Annotated in this window: 17 protein-coding genes; 13 read left to right on the plus strand and 4 right to left on the minus strand. The window is 57.8% G+C overall.

Going from position 1 to position 17729, the window contains the following annotated elements:
* Positions 1-24: 24 nt before the first annotated feature.
* Entirely contained in the window at positions 25-918 is an 894-nt protein-coding gene (gene dapF / locus AC1D10_RS31995; RefSeq protein WP_477278782.1) for a diaminopimelate epimerase, read from the minus strand.
* The gene (gene lysA / locus AC1D10_RS32000) at positions 915-2270 is read right to left on the minus strand and encodes a diaminopimelate decarboxylase (RefSeq protein ID WP_477278783.1); all 1356 of its coding nucleotides are present in this window, start codon (positions 2268-2270) and stop codon (positions 915-917) included. Before lysA ends, dapF begins: the two co-directional genes overlap by 4 nt.
* A gap of 129 nt (positions 2271-2399) precedes the next feature.
* On the opposite strand from lysA, the gene AC1D10_RS32005 reads away from it, so the two are divergent.
* The gene (locus AC1D10_RS32005) at positions 2400-3320 is read left to right on the plus strand and encodes a LysR family transcriptional regulator (RefSeq protein ID WP_477278784.1); all 921 of its coding nucleotides are present in this window, start codon (positions 2400-2402) and stop codon (positions 3318-3320) included.
* Positions 3321-4193: 873 nt separating this feature from the next.
* Here the strand turns inward: AC1D10_RS32005 and AC1D10_RS32010 are convergent.
* Positions 4194-4706: a reverse transcriptase domain-containing protein gene (locus AC1D10_RS32010; protein ID WP_477278812.1), complete on the minus strand. Its 513-nt coding sequence runs from the start codon at positions 4704-4706 to the stop codon at positions 4194-4196.
* Between the two features lie 273 nt (positions 4707-4979).
* Positions 4980-5885 (minus strand): LysR family transcriptional regulator, encoded by a 906-nt coding sequence (locus AC1D10_RS32015; RefSeq protein WP_477278785.1) that lies wholly within the window; start codon positions 5883-5885, stop codon positions 4980-4982.
* 89 nt (positions 5886-5974) lie between these two features.
* Here AC1D10_RS32015 and AC1D10_RS32020 point away from each other — a divergent pair, with 89 nt between their 5' ends.
* The 12 genes from AC1D10_RS32020 to AC1D10_RS32075 all read left to right on the plus strand — a co-directional run.
* Complete coding sequence (locus tag AC1D10_RS32020) at positions 5975-7429, plus strand: amidase (RefSeq protein ID WP_477278786.1); 1455 nt, start codon at positions 5975-5977, stop codon at positions 7427-7429.
* A gap of 16 nt (positions 7430-7445) precedes the next feature.
* Positions 7446-8297 carry an ectoine/hydroxyectoine ABC transporter substrate-binding protein EhuB gene (ehuB, locus tag AC1D10_RS32025; RefSeq protein ID WP_477278787.1) on the plus strand — a complete coding sequence of 284 codons (852 nt, stop codon included), beginning with the start codon at positions 7446-7448 and terminating at the stop codon, positions 8295-8297.
* A 144-nt stretch (positions 8298-8441) separates the two neighbouring features.
* Positions 8442-9227: an ectoine/hydroxyectoine ABC transporter ATP-binding protein EhuA gene (gene ehuA, locus AC1D10_RS32030; RefSeq protein ID WP_477278788.1), complete on the plus strand. Its 786-nt coding sequence runs from the start codon at positions 8442-8444 to the stop codon at positions 9225-9227.
* Positions 9228-9884, plus strand: a complete 657-nt coding sequence (gene ehuC, locus AC1D10_RS32035) for an ectoine/hydroxyectoine ABC transporter permease subunit EhuC (protein WP_477278789.1) — start codon at positions 9228-9230, stop codon at positions 9882-9884.
* Between the two features lies 1 nt (position 9885).
* Positions 9886-10569: an ectoine/hydroxyectoine ABC transporter permease subunit EhuD gene (gene ehuD, locus AC1D10_RS32040; RefSeq protein ID WP_477278790.1), complete on the plus strand. Its 684-nt coding sequence runs from the start codon at positions 9886-9888 to the stop codon at positions 10567-10569.
* Positions 10570-10699: 130 nt separating this feature from the next.
* The gene (locus AC1D10_RS32045) at positions 10700-11869 is read left to right on the plus strand and encodes a M24 family metallopeptidase (RefSeq protein WP_477278791.1); all 1170 of its coding nucleotides are present in this window, start codon (positions 10700-10702) and stop codon (positions 11867-11869) included.
* Between the two features lie 65 nt (positions 11870-11934).
* Positions 11935-12666: an aspartate racemase/maleate isomerase family protein gene (locus tag AC1D10_RS32050; RefSeq protein WP_477278792.1), complete on the plus strand. Its 732-nt coding sequence runs from the start codon at positions 11935-11937 to the stop codon at positions 12664-12666.
* A gap of 181 nt (positions 12667-12847) precedes the next feature.
* Positions 12848-13429, plus strand: coding sequence for a M20/M25/M40 family metallo-hydrolase (locus AC1D10_RS32055; RefSeq protein ID WP_477278793.1), 582 nt, complete (start codon positions 12848-12850; stop codon positions 13427-13429).
* Positions 13426-14022, plus strand: coding sequence for a M20 metallopeptidase family protein (locus tag AC1D10_RS32060; protein WP_477278794.1), 597 nt, complete (start codon positions 13426-13428; stop codon positions 14020-14022). The genes AC1D10_RS32055 and AC1D10_RS32060 overlap by 4 nt, the downstream gene beginning before the upstream one ends.
* Positions 14023-14598: 576 nt before the next feature.
* Positions 14599-15090 (plus strand): Lrp/AsnC family transcriptional regulator, encoded by a 492-nt coding sequence (locus tag AC1D10_RS32065; RefSeq protein WP_477278795.1) that lies wholly within the window; start codon positions 14599-14601, stop codon positions 15088-15090.
* A gap of 130 nt (positions 15091-15220) precedes the next feature.
* On the plus strand, positions 15221-16714 hold the full coding sequence (locus tag AC1D10_RS32070; protein WP_477278796.1) for an NAD-dependent succinate-semialdehyde dehydrogenase: 1494 nt from the start codon (positions 15221-15223) through the stop codon (positions 16712-16714).
* A 32-nt stretch (positions 16715-16746) separates the two neighbouring features.
* A partial coding sequence (locus AC1D10_RS32075; RefSeq protein WP_477278797.1) for an aminotransferase class III-fold pyridoxal phosphate-dependent enzyme occupies positions 16747-17729 on the plus strand: 983 nt, incomplete at its 3' end.

Here is a 17729-nt window from a genome sequence, read left to right on the forward strand (position 1 = left end):
ATGCTGGGCTCTGTGGCGTAGCGGCTACTGTTTATTGGCCGCTTCGAGAAAACCATGACAGCAGAACGCAACCGGTCCGGTCATACGGACCCTGTCGCCATCCAGAAGTTCGATATCGAGCTTCCCGGCCGGAAGATGGACGGCGATTTTCTTCGAAGTGACAAGGCCTCGTTTAAGCGCCGCATAAGCGGCAACGCAGGCGCCGGTGCCACATGCCCTGGTTATTATGCCTTGCCGCTCCCAGACCTCAAGCCGAAGGGTCTGTCCATCAAGGATCTGAGCGGCGCCCACGTTGGCACCCTCTGGGAAGAGAGGATCACTATGGACGGCGGGCGCATAGCGACCCAGGTCGACGCTATCGACTTGATCGACAAAGAAGACCGCATGGGGGTTGCCGATGTAAAGAGCGATACCATCGACGAGCGGGCCGCTTTCGATGGGCAGGTGTAGCGTATCAACCTCTCTCGATAATGGAATCTTGCGCCAATCCATGCTGATTGGTCCGAGGGTGACGCTGACCTCCATTGGTCCTGCCTTACGACACAGGACAGCGCCCCCCGCTAACTCCATCACCACTTCATCCTGGCCGGATTCTTCGAGCAACAGATACGCCATGCAGCGCGTGGCATTGCCGCATGCCCCAACTTCCCTGCCGTCGATGTTGAAGATTCTCATCGCCGCGTAAGCGCCAGCGCGCAGCCCCTCCTCCGAGGCCCGCTCAATGGTCAGAAGCTGCTCGCCCCCAACGCCGATGTTCGTGCTGCAGATGCGCACTATGTCGTCGGCATCTAGGGCTTTGTTGCCGTCGCGCCGGTCGAGAATAACAAAGTAGTTCTCCAGACCGTGCATCTTGATGAATGGCCACTGGAGCGGCAACTCAACCGGGGACGGTAGCGAGAGAAGATCCGTGTGCTTCATATCTCTTTCCATTCGTGTCTGAGATCTGTCGCCGCGTGGACAGGAGATTGTTGCCACTCTGTCTCTTCCTCGAGCGTCAGCAACGCTTCGGTGGTCTGCCTACGCCGGATCACCCGGAAGCGATCCCCGTCGACAAGAACTTCAGCTGCGAGATCGCGCGCATTGTAGGTTGATGCCATCGAGGCGCCGTAGGCGCCGGCGCACCCAAAGGCGAGACGGTCCCCGGATCGCAGAAGAGGCAGATCTTCATAGGTACCGAAGATGTCCGAACTCTCGCAAACGGGGCCGGCAATCTGATAGGTGTGCGAGCCTTGCCGACCCTGCTTCACAGGGAAAACTGGATGTACGGCCCCATACATCGCAGGCCGCATAAGATCGTTCATGCCCGCATCGACAATGGCCGTAAGCCGGTCGGCGGTCTCTTTAATGTAAAGCACTTCGGTCACAAGAATCCCGGCCGGCCCAACCAACCAACGCCCTGGTTCGACCGTCAGCTCGCAACCGAGACCGCCAACTGTTTCCTGTACGATCGTCGCGTACGCGCCCAAGTCCGGCCCGCTGCCTAGATCGTAAGAGATGCCGATGCCGCCACCAAGATCAAGGCGACGAACGGGCATGCCTTGCGAACGCAACCGTCTAACCAGTTCAGCAACACGAGAATACGCCGCGCGATAAGGCGACAGATCCATAATCTGCGATCCGATATGCACCGCAAGGCCGACCAGATCGAGCTCTGGCGCTGCCAAGGCTTTCGCATGAAGCGCCGGTATGTCTTCGAAGGGGATACCGAACTTGTCATGCTTCTTGCCTGTGCTGATTTTGGCATGGGTCCCGGCGTCCACATCTGGATTCACCCGCAGAGCAACTGCGGCACAGATGCCCAGTGCGCCGGCCACGTCAATGACAGCGTCGAGTTCGGCTTCAGATTCGATGTTGATCTGGTGAATACCCACCTCCAATGCGCTGGCGATCTCGGAACGCCTCTTGCCAACGCCGGAGAAGATGATCTTCGATGCGGGGACACCCGCCGACACTGCGCGTTCCAGTTCGCCGCCCGACACGATGTCCATGCCGCTTCCTAGATCTGCCAATAGTCGGAGAATGGACAGGTTTCCGTTGGCCTTGACCGCGAAGCAGATTGAGGCGCCAACAGGCTTAACCGCGGCGCTCAGGGTAAGGTATGCCGTCCTTATCGAGTCGGCAGAGTAACAATAGAACGGCGTGGGAACTGCCGCTGCAATTGTGTCGATGCAAACGCGCTCCATGTGCAAGGCTTGGTCGCGACACGCCAGCTCTCTCGAGACGGTCTCGGCGCCTGGGGCGGCAACCATTGCTATGGCATGTTCAGCCATCCGGGGTCCTGTCAATTTGCGCTTTCGGCTTTGCATTCTCAGCAAAGATGATTGCAGAAAACCCTTGGCCAGAAAAATAGATTGTCGTAGGCCTCTAATTTAGTTTTGATATATGGGAGAGCGACAAACGTGCGTCTCAATCAGCGCCAGATAGAAATCTTCAACGCCATCATGGTGCATAAGAGCGTGACGGCAGCGGCGGCCATTTTGAGAACGTCCCAGCCAACCGTTAGTCGCGAGTTGCGCGAACTTGAAAAGCAAATAGGTTTCGATCTGTTCAACAGGTTCGGCAAGCGCCTAACGCCGACAAGCCAGGCGCAACTGCTGCATTCGGCTGTTGCACGATCATTTGTTGGGATGGAAGAAATTAGCCGGGTAGCCACAGCTATCAAAGGACGCAACGCCGCGCACCTTCGGATCGCCTGCCTTCCGGCCTACGCGGAAGCGCTTTTGCCTGATGTGGCACACCGTTTCTTAAAGACCCGTCCCCGAGTACATCTTTTAGTCCATTCGCTGGGTGAAGTAGCGCTCCGGCATGACATGACTACGCAATTATTCGACATCGGTCTGACAGAAGGGAGCTACGACTACGACGAGGCGACATCGGAAAACATTGATGTGGGTGAACTCCTCTGCGTTCTTCCTGCGGGACATCGTTTGACCGCGAAGGCAATTATCGATCCACAGGACTTCGAGGGTGTCGACTTCGTCTATTACTCCGAGGATGATCCTTACAGGCGCAAGCTAGACGAGGTCTTCGATGCTGCAGGTGTTGGGCGTCATTACACCGTCGAAACGACCACCGCCACCGGGCTTTGCTCAATGGTGGCCGCTGGAGTGGGCGTTTCGATTGTGAATCCGTTCACTGCCGCGCATTACGCAAAGAGAGGCATCGTCTTGCGCAAGCTGAGCGTTCGTGTGCCCTATCATGTGTACCTATGGAGACCCGCAAAGGGACTTCGCTCTGCGCTAGCGGATCGGTTTGTTGGAGTGTTGCGCCAGGTCACAGAAGAGATGAAGCAGCGAATCAAGCTGTTATTGGCAGATTGATCGATACAGACCACCTCGCGGAGCATCCCGCTGAGGACTATGCGTCAAATGCTTCAACCACATCGCCGCAGATAACCCCGCGGGATAGGCGCCAGAGAACAAGCCCAGCAGATGGGAGGTCGATCTGACCGATCGACATGGCCCAGACCCACGAGTCACGACGCCCGCAATTTCCTGCTCGCGGCCTGACGCAACCACGCGACTAATCATGATGCCGCGACGAAAGTAGTCCGGGCCGTCCCGCTGCAGTTTGGCGAGACCAGACCGGCCAAATCGTCTGGCGCGGGGCAGCCAAGGCAGCGACGTTCCACCGTGCAGTTATCTGTCGCTGTCTGGAGTTATGCGGGCTTTGGAGGTCGTGTGGGCTGCAAGACCGACACCGACTAAGCATGGCGGTTAGGAACTCCACCACAGAGCCTGTCCAATCGAAGGCGCGCAAACTCAGTTCCATACAGCGAGCGCTATTCGTGGCAGGTGGACCAACAATGCCCTTCATAATCTACGCAAATCCGCGCGCTCCGCAGCCCAAAAATACTCCTGAGAGTAATGGCATAGGCCACCCACCAGCGACCCAAAATTCCGGACTGGTAAACCCCCGCGAAATGCCAAATATCTCCGGACTTTACAGTGAGTTCCAGACTGCCATTTATGCGACTATTTGATGTAGCAGCTAAGTTAAAATGTCCGGATCTGGCAAAGTAGGAATGTCGCTCCTGCTTGTGCCTTGTCAATCTTCTCGCCGCCTTCGACAACGCGGGAGATTGCGGATTGGAGTGATTTAATGAGCGAACGCGACTGCACCGCATCGAGGTCCTATCGAAGGTCATTGAGCGGCGAATGACGACTGTTGCAGCGGCGAGCCTGCTCGGCGTTTCAGTTCGCCAGCCACGATATCGCGGCATAGCGGACGATAATCATGTCGCCAGTAGCCTCACGCCGTCGCCAGCGCTCGGCCGACAGATCGTAGTGTCGGTAGATATTGGCAAGCAGCGGCGAAATCACCGAACCCTGCCCGGTTCCCATCACTAACCGTGACCATCCTGTCTTCCAGGACACCAGCCTTGAGCCATTTGCGGTTCCTTCACTGACTCCGTCGAAAAAGCTCGCAATGTCGGCTTCCAGAATGAAGCTCACCCTCCGCGTTTCGACCCCGACAAACAGGGCGTCCAGCGCATCATGCTGGCCGCGCTCCGATCGGAACCCATAGCTGAACCGAGGAAGTCCCCCCTCGTAGATTTGGTTCAGCATTGCCGCCGTCGCCCTCTGGACGATCTTGTCTTCAAGGGCGGCAATCGCAAGCGGCCGCTGCCGCCCGTCTGGCTTCAGTATATACGTTCGCCGCGACGGCAGGGCACGATACGCCTCCCGTTGAACCGGACTGAGCAGGTATCCGCGATCCGTTGATCGAGGTCTGCTTCATAAGTTCGCCAAGTCTGCCCATCTGCGCCGGGGGCCGCGTCACGCTCAAGGCGTAGAACGCCGTCCTCAGCATCCCTGGATTGATCTGGTGGAACTGCGCGGTGAATTTCTCCTTCTTCCCTCCTTTGCCTTGCGGCCTGCCGTATGCGGTCCAGCGCATGTGACACGCTTTCCCGGTCATGTGCCCGGCTCGTGCTGATCCGTCGCACAGGATCGGTCCGCGACGATTGTTGCCTCAGGCTATGGGAAAAGGAATTCGTGGAAAAACATCTGTGCCACACTGGTGAAGCGCCGTAGGAAAGGGGGCTTCGCTGGCCCATACCGATCAACGATTATCAATTGCGGCGCGGGTAGATCCTCGACTATGCGTTTGCGCGTTAACATATCGCTGTCTGGACTTCCACGACCGAGGGGTCGCATGTTGAGAATTGAAAAACCGAATCCGCAAGCGACTGCGGCCCGCACGGACTCATAGCTACGGGTCCTAAAACCCACTTTTGGCCGTTCTCCAACGATATCGAACAAGGTCAACAAGTACGCAGAAGTTTGCGGCAAGTCGAGAAGCACCAGAGGCAACCGCGCGAGTTCGGTCAGGCTAACTTCAGCATGCTTGGCCAACTCACTCTCAACGTGCAACAGAGCATGAGGGGGAACACGAGCTAAAATCGCGGCATCCCCGGGAAGCCCTGCACCTATGTCATAGGTGAGCACGGCGTCAACAGTATTGCCTTCCAGCCACCTTAGGAGTTGTGGCTGCTCGCCCTCGAACAACTGAACCTCAACCCCTTCCTGGTCTATGAAACGACGCAAAAGCTCGGGCATAAAGAGAGCTCCGAAAGGTTCGAAACAACCTAGCCGAAGAATCTTAGGCGCCTTGGGGCTGTGCCTCTCCATTGAGCGCTCGAATTCTGCTTCCGCTGCAAGCAGCAGGCCCGCTGAACCTAAGAAGCGCTGACCCGCAGGCGTCGCGACGACGCCGCGTGAGGGGCGTCGTTCAAACAACCGGGCCCCCATCTCGATCTCAGCGGCGTCGACAGCCGACAGAATGGATGATTGCGAAATCCGGCAGGTTCGGGCCGCTGCAGCGATCGACCCCGATTCTGCAACAGTTGCAACATAGCGGAGCTGGCGGAGCGACATATCCATAACTACATCCTATGCACTAAAGCGCACCAAATAATGCATTTTATAGGGTTTTGATTTTCCTGCATAGTCCGCTCACAGGGGGAGGAAAAATGAACCTGAAGACTGCGGGCAGTGGCAAGTACTTGCCGGAGCTAGGGGTGTCGGAACTCAATGGTTTCGGCGTCGAAAGCCTCGCGGAAGCGTATCGAAATAAACAGCTTTCGCCTGTCGAAATAACCCAGGCGACGCTCGCTCGAGCCACTGAAATACAAGGGTCGCTAAACCCGTTCACCTTCCTTGATCCGGAAAATGCCCTGGCGACCGCTCGCTCCGCCGAACGAAGATGGGCGAAAGGTGAGCCGCTCTCGCCGATAGATGGCATTCCCACTACAGTGAAGGATATCGTTCATGTGCGGCGATGGACTGTTCGATATGGTAGCCGTACGACCGACCCAGCCCCCATGGATCGGGATGCTCCTTCAGTCGCGCGGTTGCGTGAGGCCGGAGCCATCTTTATTGGCCAGACCACCACACCTGAGTTCGGCTGGAAAGCGGTGACTGACAGCCCTGCATTTGGGGTCACCCGCAACCCGTGGAACCCAACCCGCACACCAGGCGGCTCCTCGGGCGGAGCGGCCGTTGCGGCAGCCTGCGGGGCAGGCATCTTGCACCTTGGCACGGACGGCGGGGGATCAATTCGAATCCCCTCGTCATTCACGGGCATTGTAGGCCACAAGCCGACTTACGGGCGAGTTGCTGCCCATCCTTTAAGCTCATTTGGCACGGTAGCACACATTGGACCAATGACGCGCACGGTGGCTGATGCTGTTGCAATGTTGGAAGTAGTGTCCGGGCGCGATTTGCGCGACTGGACCCAGCCCCCCATTAGGTACCCGAAGTTGAATGTGTCCCATCTCGATTGGAAGGGAAAGCGCATCGGTTATTGGAAAGAGCCTTGCGTCGGCAACGTTGAGCCTGCTGTGGCCGCGGCGATTGAAGGCGTTGTAAATGACCTCGAGGAAGCCGGCGCCATAGTCGCGGAGATACGCCTTCCGGGACAGGAAAATCTCCTCGAACTCTTCTACGCTCACTGGTATGTCGGAGCGGCGAATAGGTTAGCTTCGATCGATCCTGAGAAGTGGTCCACCCTCGACCCAGGGTTTCTAAACGCGGCCAGTGAGGGGCAAGGCTATACTGGCGTCGAACGCATGGCTGCGGAGATACGGCGCGCTAAGTTCGGAGCCGCCATGGATGCCTTGCTTGCCGAACATGACTTTATCATCTCGCCGACTGTCCCGGTGCTGCCATTCGAAGCCGGTCACGATACTCCGCCTGGAGGCGACCTGCAAAGCTGGGTCTCGTGGTCTTCATTCAGCTTTCCGATCAATCTCAGCCAGCAGCCTGCTTCAACTGTGCCGTGCGGGTTGACAGAGGATGGATTGCCCATAGGCATGCAGATTATCGGCGCACGCGGGGAGGACAGCGCCGTCTTAAGCGCTGCGCTATCGTACGAAGAGATGTATCCGCATCGCTTCCTGAGTTGCAACCTAGTAAACCAGCCGTAAAATCCAGAAAAGGGGAATGGCAATGACAAATCTACGCAAATGCTTTGCAGTCTCAGTCATGTCGTTATTTATCGCTGGGGCGACTAACATTTCATATGGGAGCGCGTTAGCTCAAACGATTGATGAGGTGAAAGCGAACGGCGCAACGATCGCAATCGCCAATGATCCCCCATTGATGACCATGAACGCAGACGGTTCTCCGGGCGGTTTGGGACCAGAAATGGATGCAGCTATTCTCGCGGAGGCCGGCATCACCAAGTACTCCGGTCAGGTCATGGAATATGGTGCGATGATCCCCGCGCTGCAATCGAAACGCGCCACGCTGTCTACGAGCGGGGCCCTCTACATCAAGCCGGAGCGTTGCGAGGCGGTCCTTTTCTCGGATCCGGTCTCGTGCAATGCCGAGGTCCTAATCGTGCCCGCCGCGCTAGCCGACAAGGTGAACACTTACAAGGACATTGCTGAGCAGGGTCTGACGATTGGCGTATGCGGTGGGTGTTATGAGCAGAAGTTGGCGCTGGCCGCTGGAGTGAAGGAGGACAAAATCGTTGTGTTTCCCGACGCGACCAGCGGCATTAAGCTTCTGACTGACAAACGCATCGACGTCTACGCTCACGACTCCTACACGGGGGCTGCGATGTTCAAAAGGCTGGACCCCAAGGAAATGCGATTCGTCCGTCTGGACAACCTCAAATCCTGCGCGGCGGCCGGCTTCAACAAGGATAGCTCCGCGTTGCGCGACGCATACAACGATGGTCTTCGTAAGATTCGCGCCAATGGCAAATACATTGAGATATTGAAAAAGTACAATTTCGAAGAAGGCGCGCATGTCGAAAACGTAACTACGGAAAAACTCTGCGCCAAATGAGGCGTTTGTTGACGAGACAGGGACGCACCCCGAAAGTGGTGCTTCCCTTTCCAACAAGTACGGCCAAGATACCGACTGGCCGTCTATGAGCCCAGGGACCGACGTTCTCTGTCGATTTGTGGGCCAATGCTTCCGGGAGCTGTCATGGCATCGCCTATGGTCCAATTCACCGACGTGCGCAAACTATATGGCGCGCATCCCGTTCTGACCGATCTGAGTTTCAGTGTGTCGCCTGGAGAGAAACTGGCGCTGATTGGCGCGTCAGGCTCGGGCAAGACCACAATCCTGCGTATCTTGATGACCCTCGCAGAAATTGAAGGCGGCAGTGTCGCCATCCAGGGCTCGCCACTGTGGAACCCTGGCATGGCGAAGCTAAGTACGCGGCAACGCGAAACTCAGCTTCACGAGGTGCGCCGAAACATCGGCATGGTGTTTCAGCAATTTAATCTTTTCCCCCATATGACAGTCCTGCGCAACGTGGCCTTGGCGCCGATCCTCACTCAAGGGCTATCTCAGGCAGCCGCCAAGGTTTTAGCCATGGAGCTGCTCGAAATGGTGGGCATGGCGCACAAAGCTGACGCACTCCCTGCCGAACTGTCCGGTGGCCAGAAGCAACGTGTGGCGATAGCACGAGCGCTGGCCCTGAAGCCAAAAGTCATGTTGTTCGATGAGGTCACCTCGGCGCTGGACCCCGAGCTTGTCGAGGAAGTTCTCAATGTGATGCGCAAACTGGCGGTCGAGACCGACATGACGATGTTGCTCGTAACCCACGAGATGAGTTTCGCGCGCGATTTTGCTGACCGCGTGCTCTTTCTGGACGGCGGGCGCATCATAGAGGAAGGCCCGCCCAAAGACATCTTCTCCAACCCGCAGCAAGAACGGACCAAGCAATTCCTTCACAAGATTGTGGCCGCAGGACTAAGTCTTTAGATGCCAGCGTCTATTGAATTCTTGCCCATCATCCTCAGTGGCGCGATCCTAACCATAGAGCTCACGCTTATGGGAGGCCTGTTGGCGCTCTTCGTGGCTTTCGTGGTGGGTTTCGCACGCCTCGCCAACACTGTCTGGCTTCGGTGGCCGGCCAGGGTATTTATGGAGTTTTTCCGAGGCAGTTCGATGCTTGTCCAGCTGTTCTGGGCCTATTTCGTGCTGCCTTTGGCGGGAGTGTCGCTGACTCCGCTTCAAGCAGGGGTGCTCATCCTGGGTCTTAATTCGGGTGCCTACATGTCCGAAATTGTCCGCGGCGCCATGCTGGCATTGCCACGTGAGCAGTTCGAGGCATGTATCGCGTTAAACCTGGGACGTTGGGAGCGGCTTAGATACGTGCTCTTGCCTCAAGCCTTGCGGCTGATGATCCCACCCTTCTCGAATAGCGCTGTTGAACTGCTGAAATCAACCTCCGTCGTGTCATTGATCTCGCTTTCAGACATGACTTTCCGAGCGCAGACCGTACGTGCGCAAACGGGCGACGCGTCGGTACCGTTCACCACCATCCTGATCGTCTACTTCGTGCTGGCGATGATCCTCTCGTCGCTTTTTAGCGCCGTCGAACGACGACTCCGGCCCACTCCAGGACGAAGGACTTAACATGGAATGGGATTGGTCCTTTGCGCTGCAGATTATCCCGCTGCTAGCACAGGGCGTGAAGATAACAGTATACGCCAGTCTTTTGGCGTCTGCGCTCGCCATGCTGGCTGGGTTGGGGATTGCAATTCTGAGGCGCTCGGCCGGCCCTGTCATGGGCTCGTTCGTTCGGTTCACCATCGGCTTTGTGCGCGGCACTCCACTTCTTGTGCAGCTTTACTTCACGTTTTACGTCCTGCCCGATGTCGGGATTTACCTAAGCCCTCTCATGGCGGGAGTTATTACGCTAGGCATCCACTATTCGAGCTATACGTCCGAGGTATACCGTGCCGGTATCGACAATATTGATCCGGGCCTCTGGGAAGCGGCCAAAGCCCTGAACCTGACCCGACTACAGACCTGGCGGTACGTTATCGTGCCGCTGGCGGTACCCCCGATGTTGCCTGCGCTTGGTAACTACATTGTTGCGATGTTCAAGGAGACCCCCTTGCTCTCAGTGATTACCGTCATAGAACTGATGGGCGAGGCACGGATCATCGCCAACATTCACTATCGATACCTTGAGCCGATCACTATGGTGGGACTGTTTTTTTTGGCGGTCAGCGTACCCTCTGTCATCGCGCTTCACTATCTTGAGAAACACTACGGAGTAGAGCAGAAACGCCACCGTAATATGCGTATATTTTGAAGGCAACGCCTAGGGCATTATCCCGGCGATATGTGACGACAGAGGGATCTTCATATTGTGTCTTCATGTTGTGCCCGTCAGCATTGGCCAGCTTGAATTGCTATCGATCAAAACGCCAAGGAGGCAGTATATGACGATGTACAGGGGTCCGCAGGCATTCCCCCGAACAGAATATTTGGGCAGGCTGGCCGCGGTAAAAAAAGAGATGTCACGGCGCGACCTCGACGCGCTTGTCGTTACTTCCGCCAGCGACATTACCTACCTAACGGGCTATACCGCGCTGTCAGGTTACGTGCCGCAAGGACTTGTGGTGCAGATCGCAGAGGAAGAACCGACATTCATTCTGCGGCGTATGGATGCGCCGGCGGCCATCCATGAGACTTTCCTCGATCGCACAAAGATCATCGGCTATCCGGAGGCACTTGTCGGCAATCCTGATACAGACGGCTACGATACAATAATCGACTTTTTGCTGGAGTCGGGCCTTGAAAACCGCGGGATAGGGGTCGAAATCAGTTCCCTGTTTTTTCAAACCGCGGAGAAATTCAAGAGCCGTTTGCCCAAGGCGAAGTTAGTCGACTGCACCAAAGCAGTTGCCTGGATACGCCTCGTCAAGTCCGATCGTGAGATTGAAATTATGCGCGAAGCGGCTGCGATTTCCGATGCAGCGATTCAGCGCGCGGCCGAGGTCATACGGCCAGGGGTGAGAGAGGCTGACGCGATCGGTGAAATTCTGGGCACGCTGGCGCGCGGCGCCAATGGCAAGCCCGGAACAATGATCCAACAGATTGGCTTGTGCTCCTCGCCACGCACGGGCACCTCTCACATCCCGTGGAGTGAGGACGTTTTTCGCGATGGCTCGCAGATCAACCTTGAACTTGGCGGTGTGCGCTACGGCTATTGTGCCGGCATAATGCGTACATTTTCGATTGGCGCGCCATCTGACCGACTGCGCCGCATCCACGATGCGGAGGTTGCAGGGCTTGGGGCCGCGCTTGAGACGATCCGGCCAGGATGCACCTGCAGCGATGTCGCCAACGCATTCTACCGTACGATTGAGAAGGAGGGCTTCAGAAAGGAATCACGCTGCGGCTACGCCCACGGTATCGGTTGGATGGAGCCAACCGCCAGTCTCAAAGACGGTGACATGACGGAACTGAAGGCCAACATGACGTTTCATCTAATGCTGGGCAATTGGATCGATGAGGATTTTGGATACGTTATCAGCGAGACCTTTCGGGTAACCGACACGGGAGCGGAAGTGTTGACCAGCGCGCCTCGGCAGATCTTCCAGATCTAAGCCCCCAGCGTCAGACGAGGGAGATCGCAGTTGTTTTGGCCGATTGACAATGAGGTTACGCGGCGATGAAAGGCATAGGTTTGATAACGCTCTCGACCGACCCGGTCGGAGAGGACGCCTTTAAAGCGGAGATGGCGAGTTATCCGATACGAGTTTTTACGACTCGCACCTCTTATGACGAGGCCGATCATCAAGCTGGAGGCTTTATCCCGGTCCCTGATTGGCCCGTTTTGCTGGCAACGCTACCGCCCGGCGATTTGGTGGACTTGGTAGCGTTTGCGTGCACCTCCGCGACCATTGCGCTCGGAAATGAGGTGCTTATCAATCATCTTAGTTCCGCGCGGAGCGGCCTTCGCTATACATCGCCCGGAATAGCAGCAGTCACGATGATGCACCGGTTCGGCATCAAACGAATCGCGTTGCTGACCCCGTATGGGCCTGCTTTGCACAATAAATTCGCGCCGTATTTTGCATCACACGGGATCCAAGTGATCGCCGCGTATTCGCTATCGCATCCCATGAATCTTGTTACCGATGATGACATTTCCCGCGTGCCGATCGAGCGCATCCAAGCCGAACTGAAGAGGCTTTTGGATTCAACGGGGCCGTTGGATGCGCTATTTGTCTCGTGCGCGGCCTTCTCGATCGAGCGCCGAGACCTTGCGCGAATTGGAGATGTCCTGGGTCACCCAGTGCTGGGTAGCGTCAATGCGATGGCTTGGCATTCTCTGGATTTGCTTGGCGAACACAGTCGCCGCGACGAGTTAGCGGCGGAAATTGGCTTGCCGCGAAATTAGACCTAGGCGTCGTTTCAAAGACGATGAAGTGGAAGCGGATTGCCCTTCCGCTGATCTGCCGACGCCATCTGAGCGGGTGCCAAAAGCGGTCGAACTTTCGCGGAGTATACCGGCATTCACCCTGCTGCGAAACGACCACCGCTGGTTTTGATCAGATACGTGCCATGAGGAGCGCAACAACATGAACCCTCAGATCAACAGTTTCCTCACCAGTTCCGAACACGAGGCGCTGCTAGAACTGCGCCATGCGTTGCATCGGGAGCCGGAACTATCGAACACCGAGTGGAAGACACAACAGCGTATCCGGGAAACCTTGGAAAGGTTCGGTCTCACCGGCGCGAAGGTATTTCATGATACGGGACTCTACATCGACATTGAGGGAACAGCTTCGGGACAGAGACGCTCGCTCGCAGTTCGGGGCGACATTGATGCTCTGTCGATAAGCGAGGTTAGGGAGGATCTACCATATCGATCTCAGGTAGAGGGGATAATGCACGCGTGCGGCCACGACGTGCATGCTTCAATCGCCATGGGCGTAGCGTTGGCCTTTCACAGATTACGGCACAATTTTGCCGGGAGGCTTCGCGTGGTATTCCAGCCGGCTGAGGAAGCCGAGCCCCTCGGAGGACGGTCCGTTGTGGAAGCGGACTTGCTTACCGGCTTCGATTGTGCCGTGGGCTTCCATGTCGATCCCTCCATGCCCCGTGGAAAATATGGTGCTCTTCCCGGTGCAGATCCGCAGACCAGTTCAGCGTCACCGTGACAGGCACCTCCGCGCACGGAGCAACTCCGCACGCTGGCGTTGATGCCATCACCATCGCCGCCGCATTCATCAACGAGGTCCAAAAGGTCGTGTCGCGGGAAATGCCTATAGATGATAGATCAATTATCACCATAGGTACAATTCATGGAGGAAACGCAACCAACATAATTTGTCCTTCGGTTGTGCTGGAAGGCACGATCAGGACAAGCAGTCCGGCACGCCGGGCTCAGCTATCTCAACGGGTGCGGGAAATCGCAGAAGGTGTCGCGGCAATGCACCGCGGGAAAGCCAAATGCATTATACGTTCAGGTGAGCCTGCAGTGATAAACGACGCCAATATGGTCAACCGGTTTCGCAGCACGGTGCTAGAGGTGGCTGGGCCCGATGCTTTTTCGCAGGACATTACGCGCAGTGGCAGCGATGATTTCGGCTTCTACGCCCAATGCATACCCTCCATCTATTTCTTGTTCGGCAGCGGCGAGCCCGGCAAGAACTCAGGCCTCCATACACCGACTTTCGCCGTTTCGGACGAAATTCTCATTCCCGCAACTGAGCTAGCTATCACGTACTGTTTTGCCCTGCTCGAGGGATAAAGAAACCGTTTGGAATCGAGGTGTAGTGGATCGGGCGGCCGACGTGTTTCGCTGGACTGATCCTGAACTCGCAACTCCCAATCGTCGAGATCGCGATGGCTGTGGTTTCGTCTCGGCCTCGCACTTTTCAAAGGCGTATCGCGAGAATTTTGAAATGACTCCAAGTAGGATGCCGCAGAACGCCGACGGAGCGGGCCAGCCGGGCGACCTGTTCATATTGCTTAGGAGAGGCGCCTTGGGCCGCTGAACTCTATTTCCTAGACATGTTCAAGAAGCTAACTGACGCGTTACGGAGCGCGTTGTGGCCTACAAAATAGAAGGATAATCAGAATGAAGAAGGCCAGGGCTATGTAGCCGGCCGCCTGAGTAGACACACCCAAAGCGCCTGATCTTAGAGGGCCGTCCCGTCGCACGTGCATCTTCTATCAGGCATTCCTTATCATAAGCCGTTGTCGGCCGATCTCTGGATCGCGCCAATGGTTTATAACCTCGGGCTTGAAGCGGGGCTAAAGCACTCAATTGTGGCAACCAGCCTGGCATCGAGACGAACGCGGCAATGAGAAATAGCGGACGCCGATGACATCAGCGAAACTCGACGCGATCGATCTGAAAATCCTCGACGCCATCCAGCGCGACGGGCGCATCACCAAGCTGGCACTGGCCGAGCAAGTCGGGCTGTCGCCGACGCCGTGCTGGATGCGGCTGCGCAAGCTGGAGAAGGCCGGCATCGTCTCGGGCTATCACGCAAGGATCGCCATGCGCGTCGTGGCGCCGGTGGCCACCGTGCTGATGGAGGTGACGCTGGCCAGCCATCGCCAGGCCGATTTCGACCGTTTCGAACGCGTCATCCGCGACATTCCCGAAATCGTCGCCTGCTGGTCGGTGGGCGGCGGCGTCGACTATGTCTTGAAGGTGATGGCGCGCGACATAGACGCCTATCAGCGGCTGGTCGACGGCTTGCTCGAGCGCGAGATCGGCATCGACCGCTACTTCACCTACATCGTCACCAAGACGGTGAAGGATGAAATCGTGCTACCGATAGGCGACCTGCTGCCGGTATCGTCGTAGACCCCAGAGAGATTGTCTGTCGGGTCCACGCAATAGAGAGAGTCTCTCTCCTTCAAGGCATCTAAACAGCCTCTCTGTCCGCTGACCGCAGATAGTCTTCCCGCATTGTCCGAACCGGGAGGCCACGACCATGTCCGCGCATTTCGCCCGCTCGCATCGCCACGAATCGCTCGACCGCCTCGTCGATCGCCGTCTGCTGCGCGAGCTTGCCTATGTCGACGGCCACTGGACCGCGAGCGAAGCGGCCGAAAGTTTCGAGGTCACCGATCCGGCCACCGGCGCCACTGTCGCATTCGTCGCCGCGCTCGATGCGCACCAGACGACAAAGGCGATCGATGCCGCAGCGCGCGCCTTTCCGGCCTGGCGCTCGCTGCTGCCGCAGGAGCGGTCCAGAATCCTGCGAAAATGGTTCGAAATGATCGTTGTCGCGAAAGACGATCTCGCTCTGCTGATGACGCTGGAACAGGGCAAGCCGTTGCAGGAATCGCTTGGCGAAATCGACTACGCCGCCTCCTTCGTCGAGTGGTACGCCGAAGAAGCCAAGCGCCTTAACGCCGAGAGCGTCACCAGCCACCTGCCGAATGCCGAGATGATGGTGCGGCGCGAGCCGCTCGGTGTCGTCGGTGTGGTGACGCCGTGGAACTTTCCGTCCGCCATGCTGACCCGCAAGGCGGCGGCCGCTCTCGCCGCCGGCTGCACCATCGTCGCGCATCCTTCATCCGAGACGCCGCTGTCGGCGCTGGCCCTGGCTGAGCTCGGCGAGCGCGCCGGTCTGCCCGCCGGTGTCTTCAACGTCATCACCGGCAAGGCCGCGACGATCGTCGGCCGCATGTGTGAGGACCCGCGCGTCCGCGCCATGAGCTTCACCGGTTCGACCGAGATCGGCCGGCTGATCGCCGCCCAGAGCGCGCCGACGATGAAGCGGCTGGTGATGGAGCTTGGCGGCCATGCGCCGCTGATCGTCTTTGCCGATGCCGACCTCGACAGGGCCGTGAACATTGCCATCGACGCCAAGTTCGCCACATCGGGCCAGGATTGCCTCGCGGCCAACCGCATCTATGTCCAGCGCCCGATATACGACCGTTTTTGCATCGCCTTTGCCAGGCGCATTGAGGCGCTGCGAGCAGGCAATGGGCTTGCTGACAAGATCGACATCGGACCGTTGATGCATGAGCGCGCCGTCACCAAAGTCGAGGAGCAGGTGGCCGATGCCATCGCTCATGGAGCGCGCTGCCTCGCCGGCGGCAAGCGGCATCAGGCTGGGCCGCTGTTCTACCAGCCGACGCTGCTGGCCGATGTCACCGACGAAGCGTTGATCATGCACGAGGAGACTTTTGGACCGGTCGCCGCCGTGACGCCCTTCGACAGCGAGGGCGAAGTGATCGCCCGCGCCAACGCCACCGAATACGGCCTCGTCGCCTATGTCGTGACCGAGAACGGCGCACGCCAGCAGCGCATGGGCCGCGCGCTCGACTACGGCATGGTCGCCATCAACCGCGTCAAGATCACCGGCGCGCCGATCCCGTTCGGCGGCGTCAAGCAATCCGGTATCGGTCGCGAAGGTTCGCGCCACGGGCTCGAATCTTTCACCGATCTGAAATATCTCTGCCTGGACGTCGCTTAGTCCGTCCGGCCACATCTCAAGGAGTCAAAAAAATGCTCGACCAGTCCAACGAACTCAACGCCTGGGATCGCGATCATTTCTTCCATCCCTCGACCCATATGGGCACGCACGCACGGGGTGAGAGCCCGACGCGCATCATGGCCGGCGGCGAAGGCGTCACCGTCTGGGACAACAATGGCAAGAAGAGCATCGATGCCTTTGCCGGGCTCTATTGCGTCAATGTCGGCTATGGCCGCCAGAAGATCGCAGATGCGATCGCCACCCAGGCGAAGAACCTTGCCTACTATCACGCCTATGTCGGCCACGGCACCGAGGCCTCGATCACGCTGGCCAAGATGATCATCGACCGTGCACCGAAGGGTATGTCGAGGGTCTATTTCGGCCTCTCCGGCTCGGACGCCAACGAAACCAACATCAAGCTGATCTGGTACTACAACAATGTGCTGGGACGGCCGGAGAAGAAGAAGATCATCTCCCGCTGGCGCGGCTATCATGGCTCAGGGGTGATGACGGGATCGCTGACCGGGCTCGACCTGTTCCACAACGCCTTCGACCTGCCGCGCGCGCCGACCCTGCACACCGAGGCGCCTTACTACTTCCGCCGCGCCGACCGCTCGATGAGCGAGGAGCAGTTCTCGCAGCATTGCGCCGACAAGCTTGAGGAGATGATCCTGGCCGAAGGCCCGGAAACGGTCGCCGCCTTCATCGGCGAGCCGATCCTCGGCACCGGCGGTATCGTGCCGCCGCCCGCTGGCTACTGGGAAAAGATCCAGGCGGTGCTGAAGAAATATGATGTGCTGATGGTTGCCGACGAGGTGGTGACGGGCTTTGGCCGGCTGGGCACCATGTTCGGTTCCGACCACTACGGCATCAAGCCGGACCTGATCACCATCGCCAAGGGCCTGACCTCGGCCTATGCGCCGCTGTCGGGCGTCATCGTCGCCGACAAGATGTGGCAGGTGCTGGTGCAGGGTTCCGACAAGCTCGGCTCGCTCGGCCATGGCTGGACCTATTC

It is taken from the genome of Mesorhizobium sp. P2_A8, assembly GCF_056404935.1.

Coding starts and splice junctions, on each gene's coding strand:
- ehuA (WP_477278788.1), top strand. CDS start 8,442: ATGGCATCGCCTATGGTCCAATTCACCGACGTGCGCAAACTATATGGC.
- AC1D10_RS32065 (WP_477278795.1), top strand. CDS start 14,599: ATGACATCAGCGAAACTCGACGCGATCGATCTGAAAATCCTCGACGCC.
- AC1D10_RS32045 (WP_477278791.1), top strand. CDS start 10,700: ATGACGATGTACAGGGGTCCGCAGGCATTCCCCCGAACAGAATATTTG.
- AC1D10_RS32070 (WP_477278796.1), top strand. CDS start 15,221: ATGTCCGCGCATTTCGCCCGCTCGCATCGCCACGAATCGCTCGACCGC.
- ehuB (WP_477278787.1), top strand. CDS start 7,446: ATGGCAATGACAAATCTACGCAAATGCTTTGCAGTCTCAGTCATGTCG.
- dapF (WP_477278782.1), bottom strand. CDS start 918: ATGAAGCACACGGATCTTCTCTCGCTACCGTCCCCGGTTGAGTTGCCG.
- AC1D10_RS32020 (WP_477278786.1), top strand. CDS start 5,975: ATGAACCTGAAGACTGCGGGCAGTGGCAAGTACTTGCCGGAGCTAGGG.
- ehuD (WP_477278790.1), top strand. CDS start 9,886: ATGGAATGGGATTGGTCCTTTGCGCTGCAGATTATCCCGCTGCTAGCA.
- AC1D10_RS32015 (WP_477278785.1), bottom strand. CDS start 5,885: ATGGATATGTCGCTCCGCCAGCTCCGCTATGTTGCAACTGTTGCAGAA.
- AC1D10_RS32050 (WP_477278792.1), top strand. CDS start 11,935: ATGAAAGGCATAGGTTTGATAACGCTCTCGACCGACCCGGTCGGAGAG.
- AC1D10_RS32055 (WP_477278793.1), top strand. CDS start 12,848: ATGAACCCTCAGATCAACAGTTTCCTCACCAGTTCCGAACACGAGGCG.
- lysA (WP_477278783.1), bottom strand. CDS start 2,270: ATGGCTGAACATGCCATAGCAATGGTTGCCGCCCCAGGCGCCGAGACC.
- ehuC (WP_477278789.1), top strand. CDS start 9,228: ATGCCAGCGTCTATTGAATTCTTGCCCATCATCCTCAGTGGCGCGATC.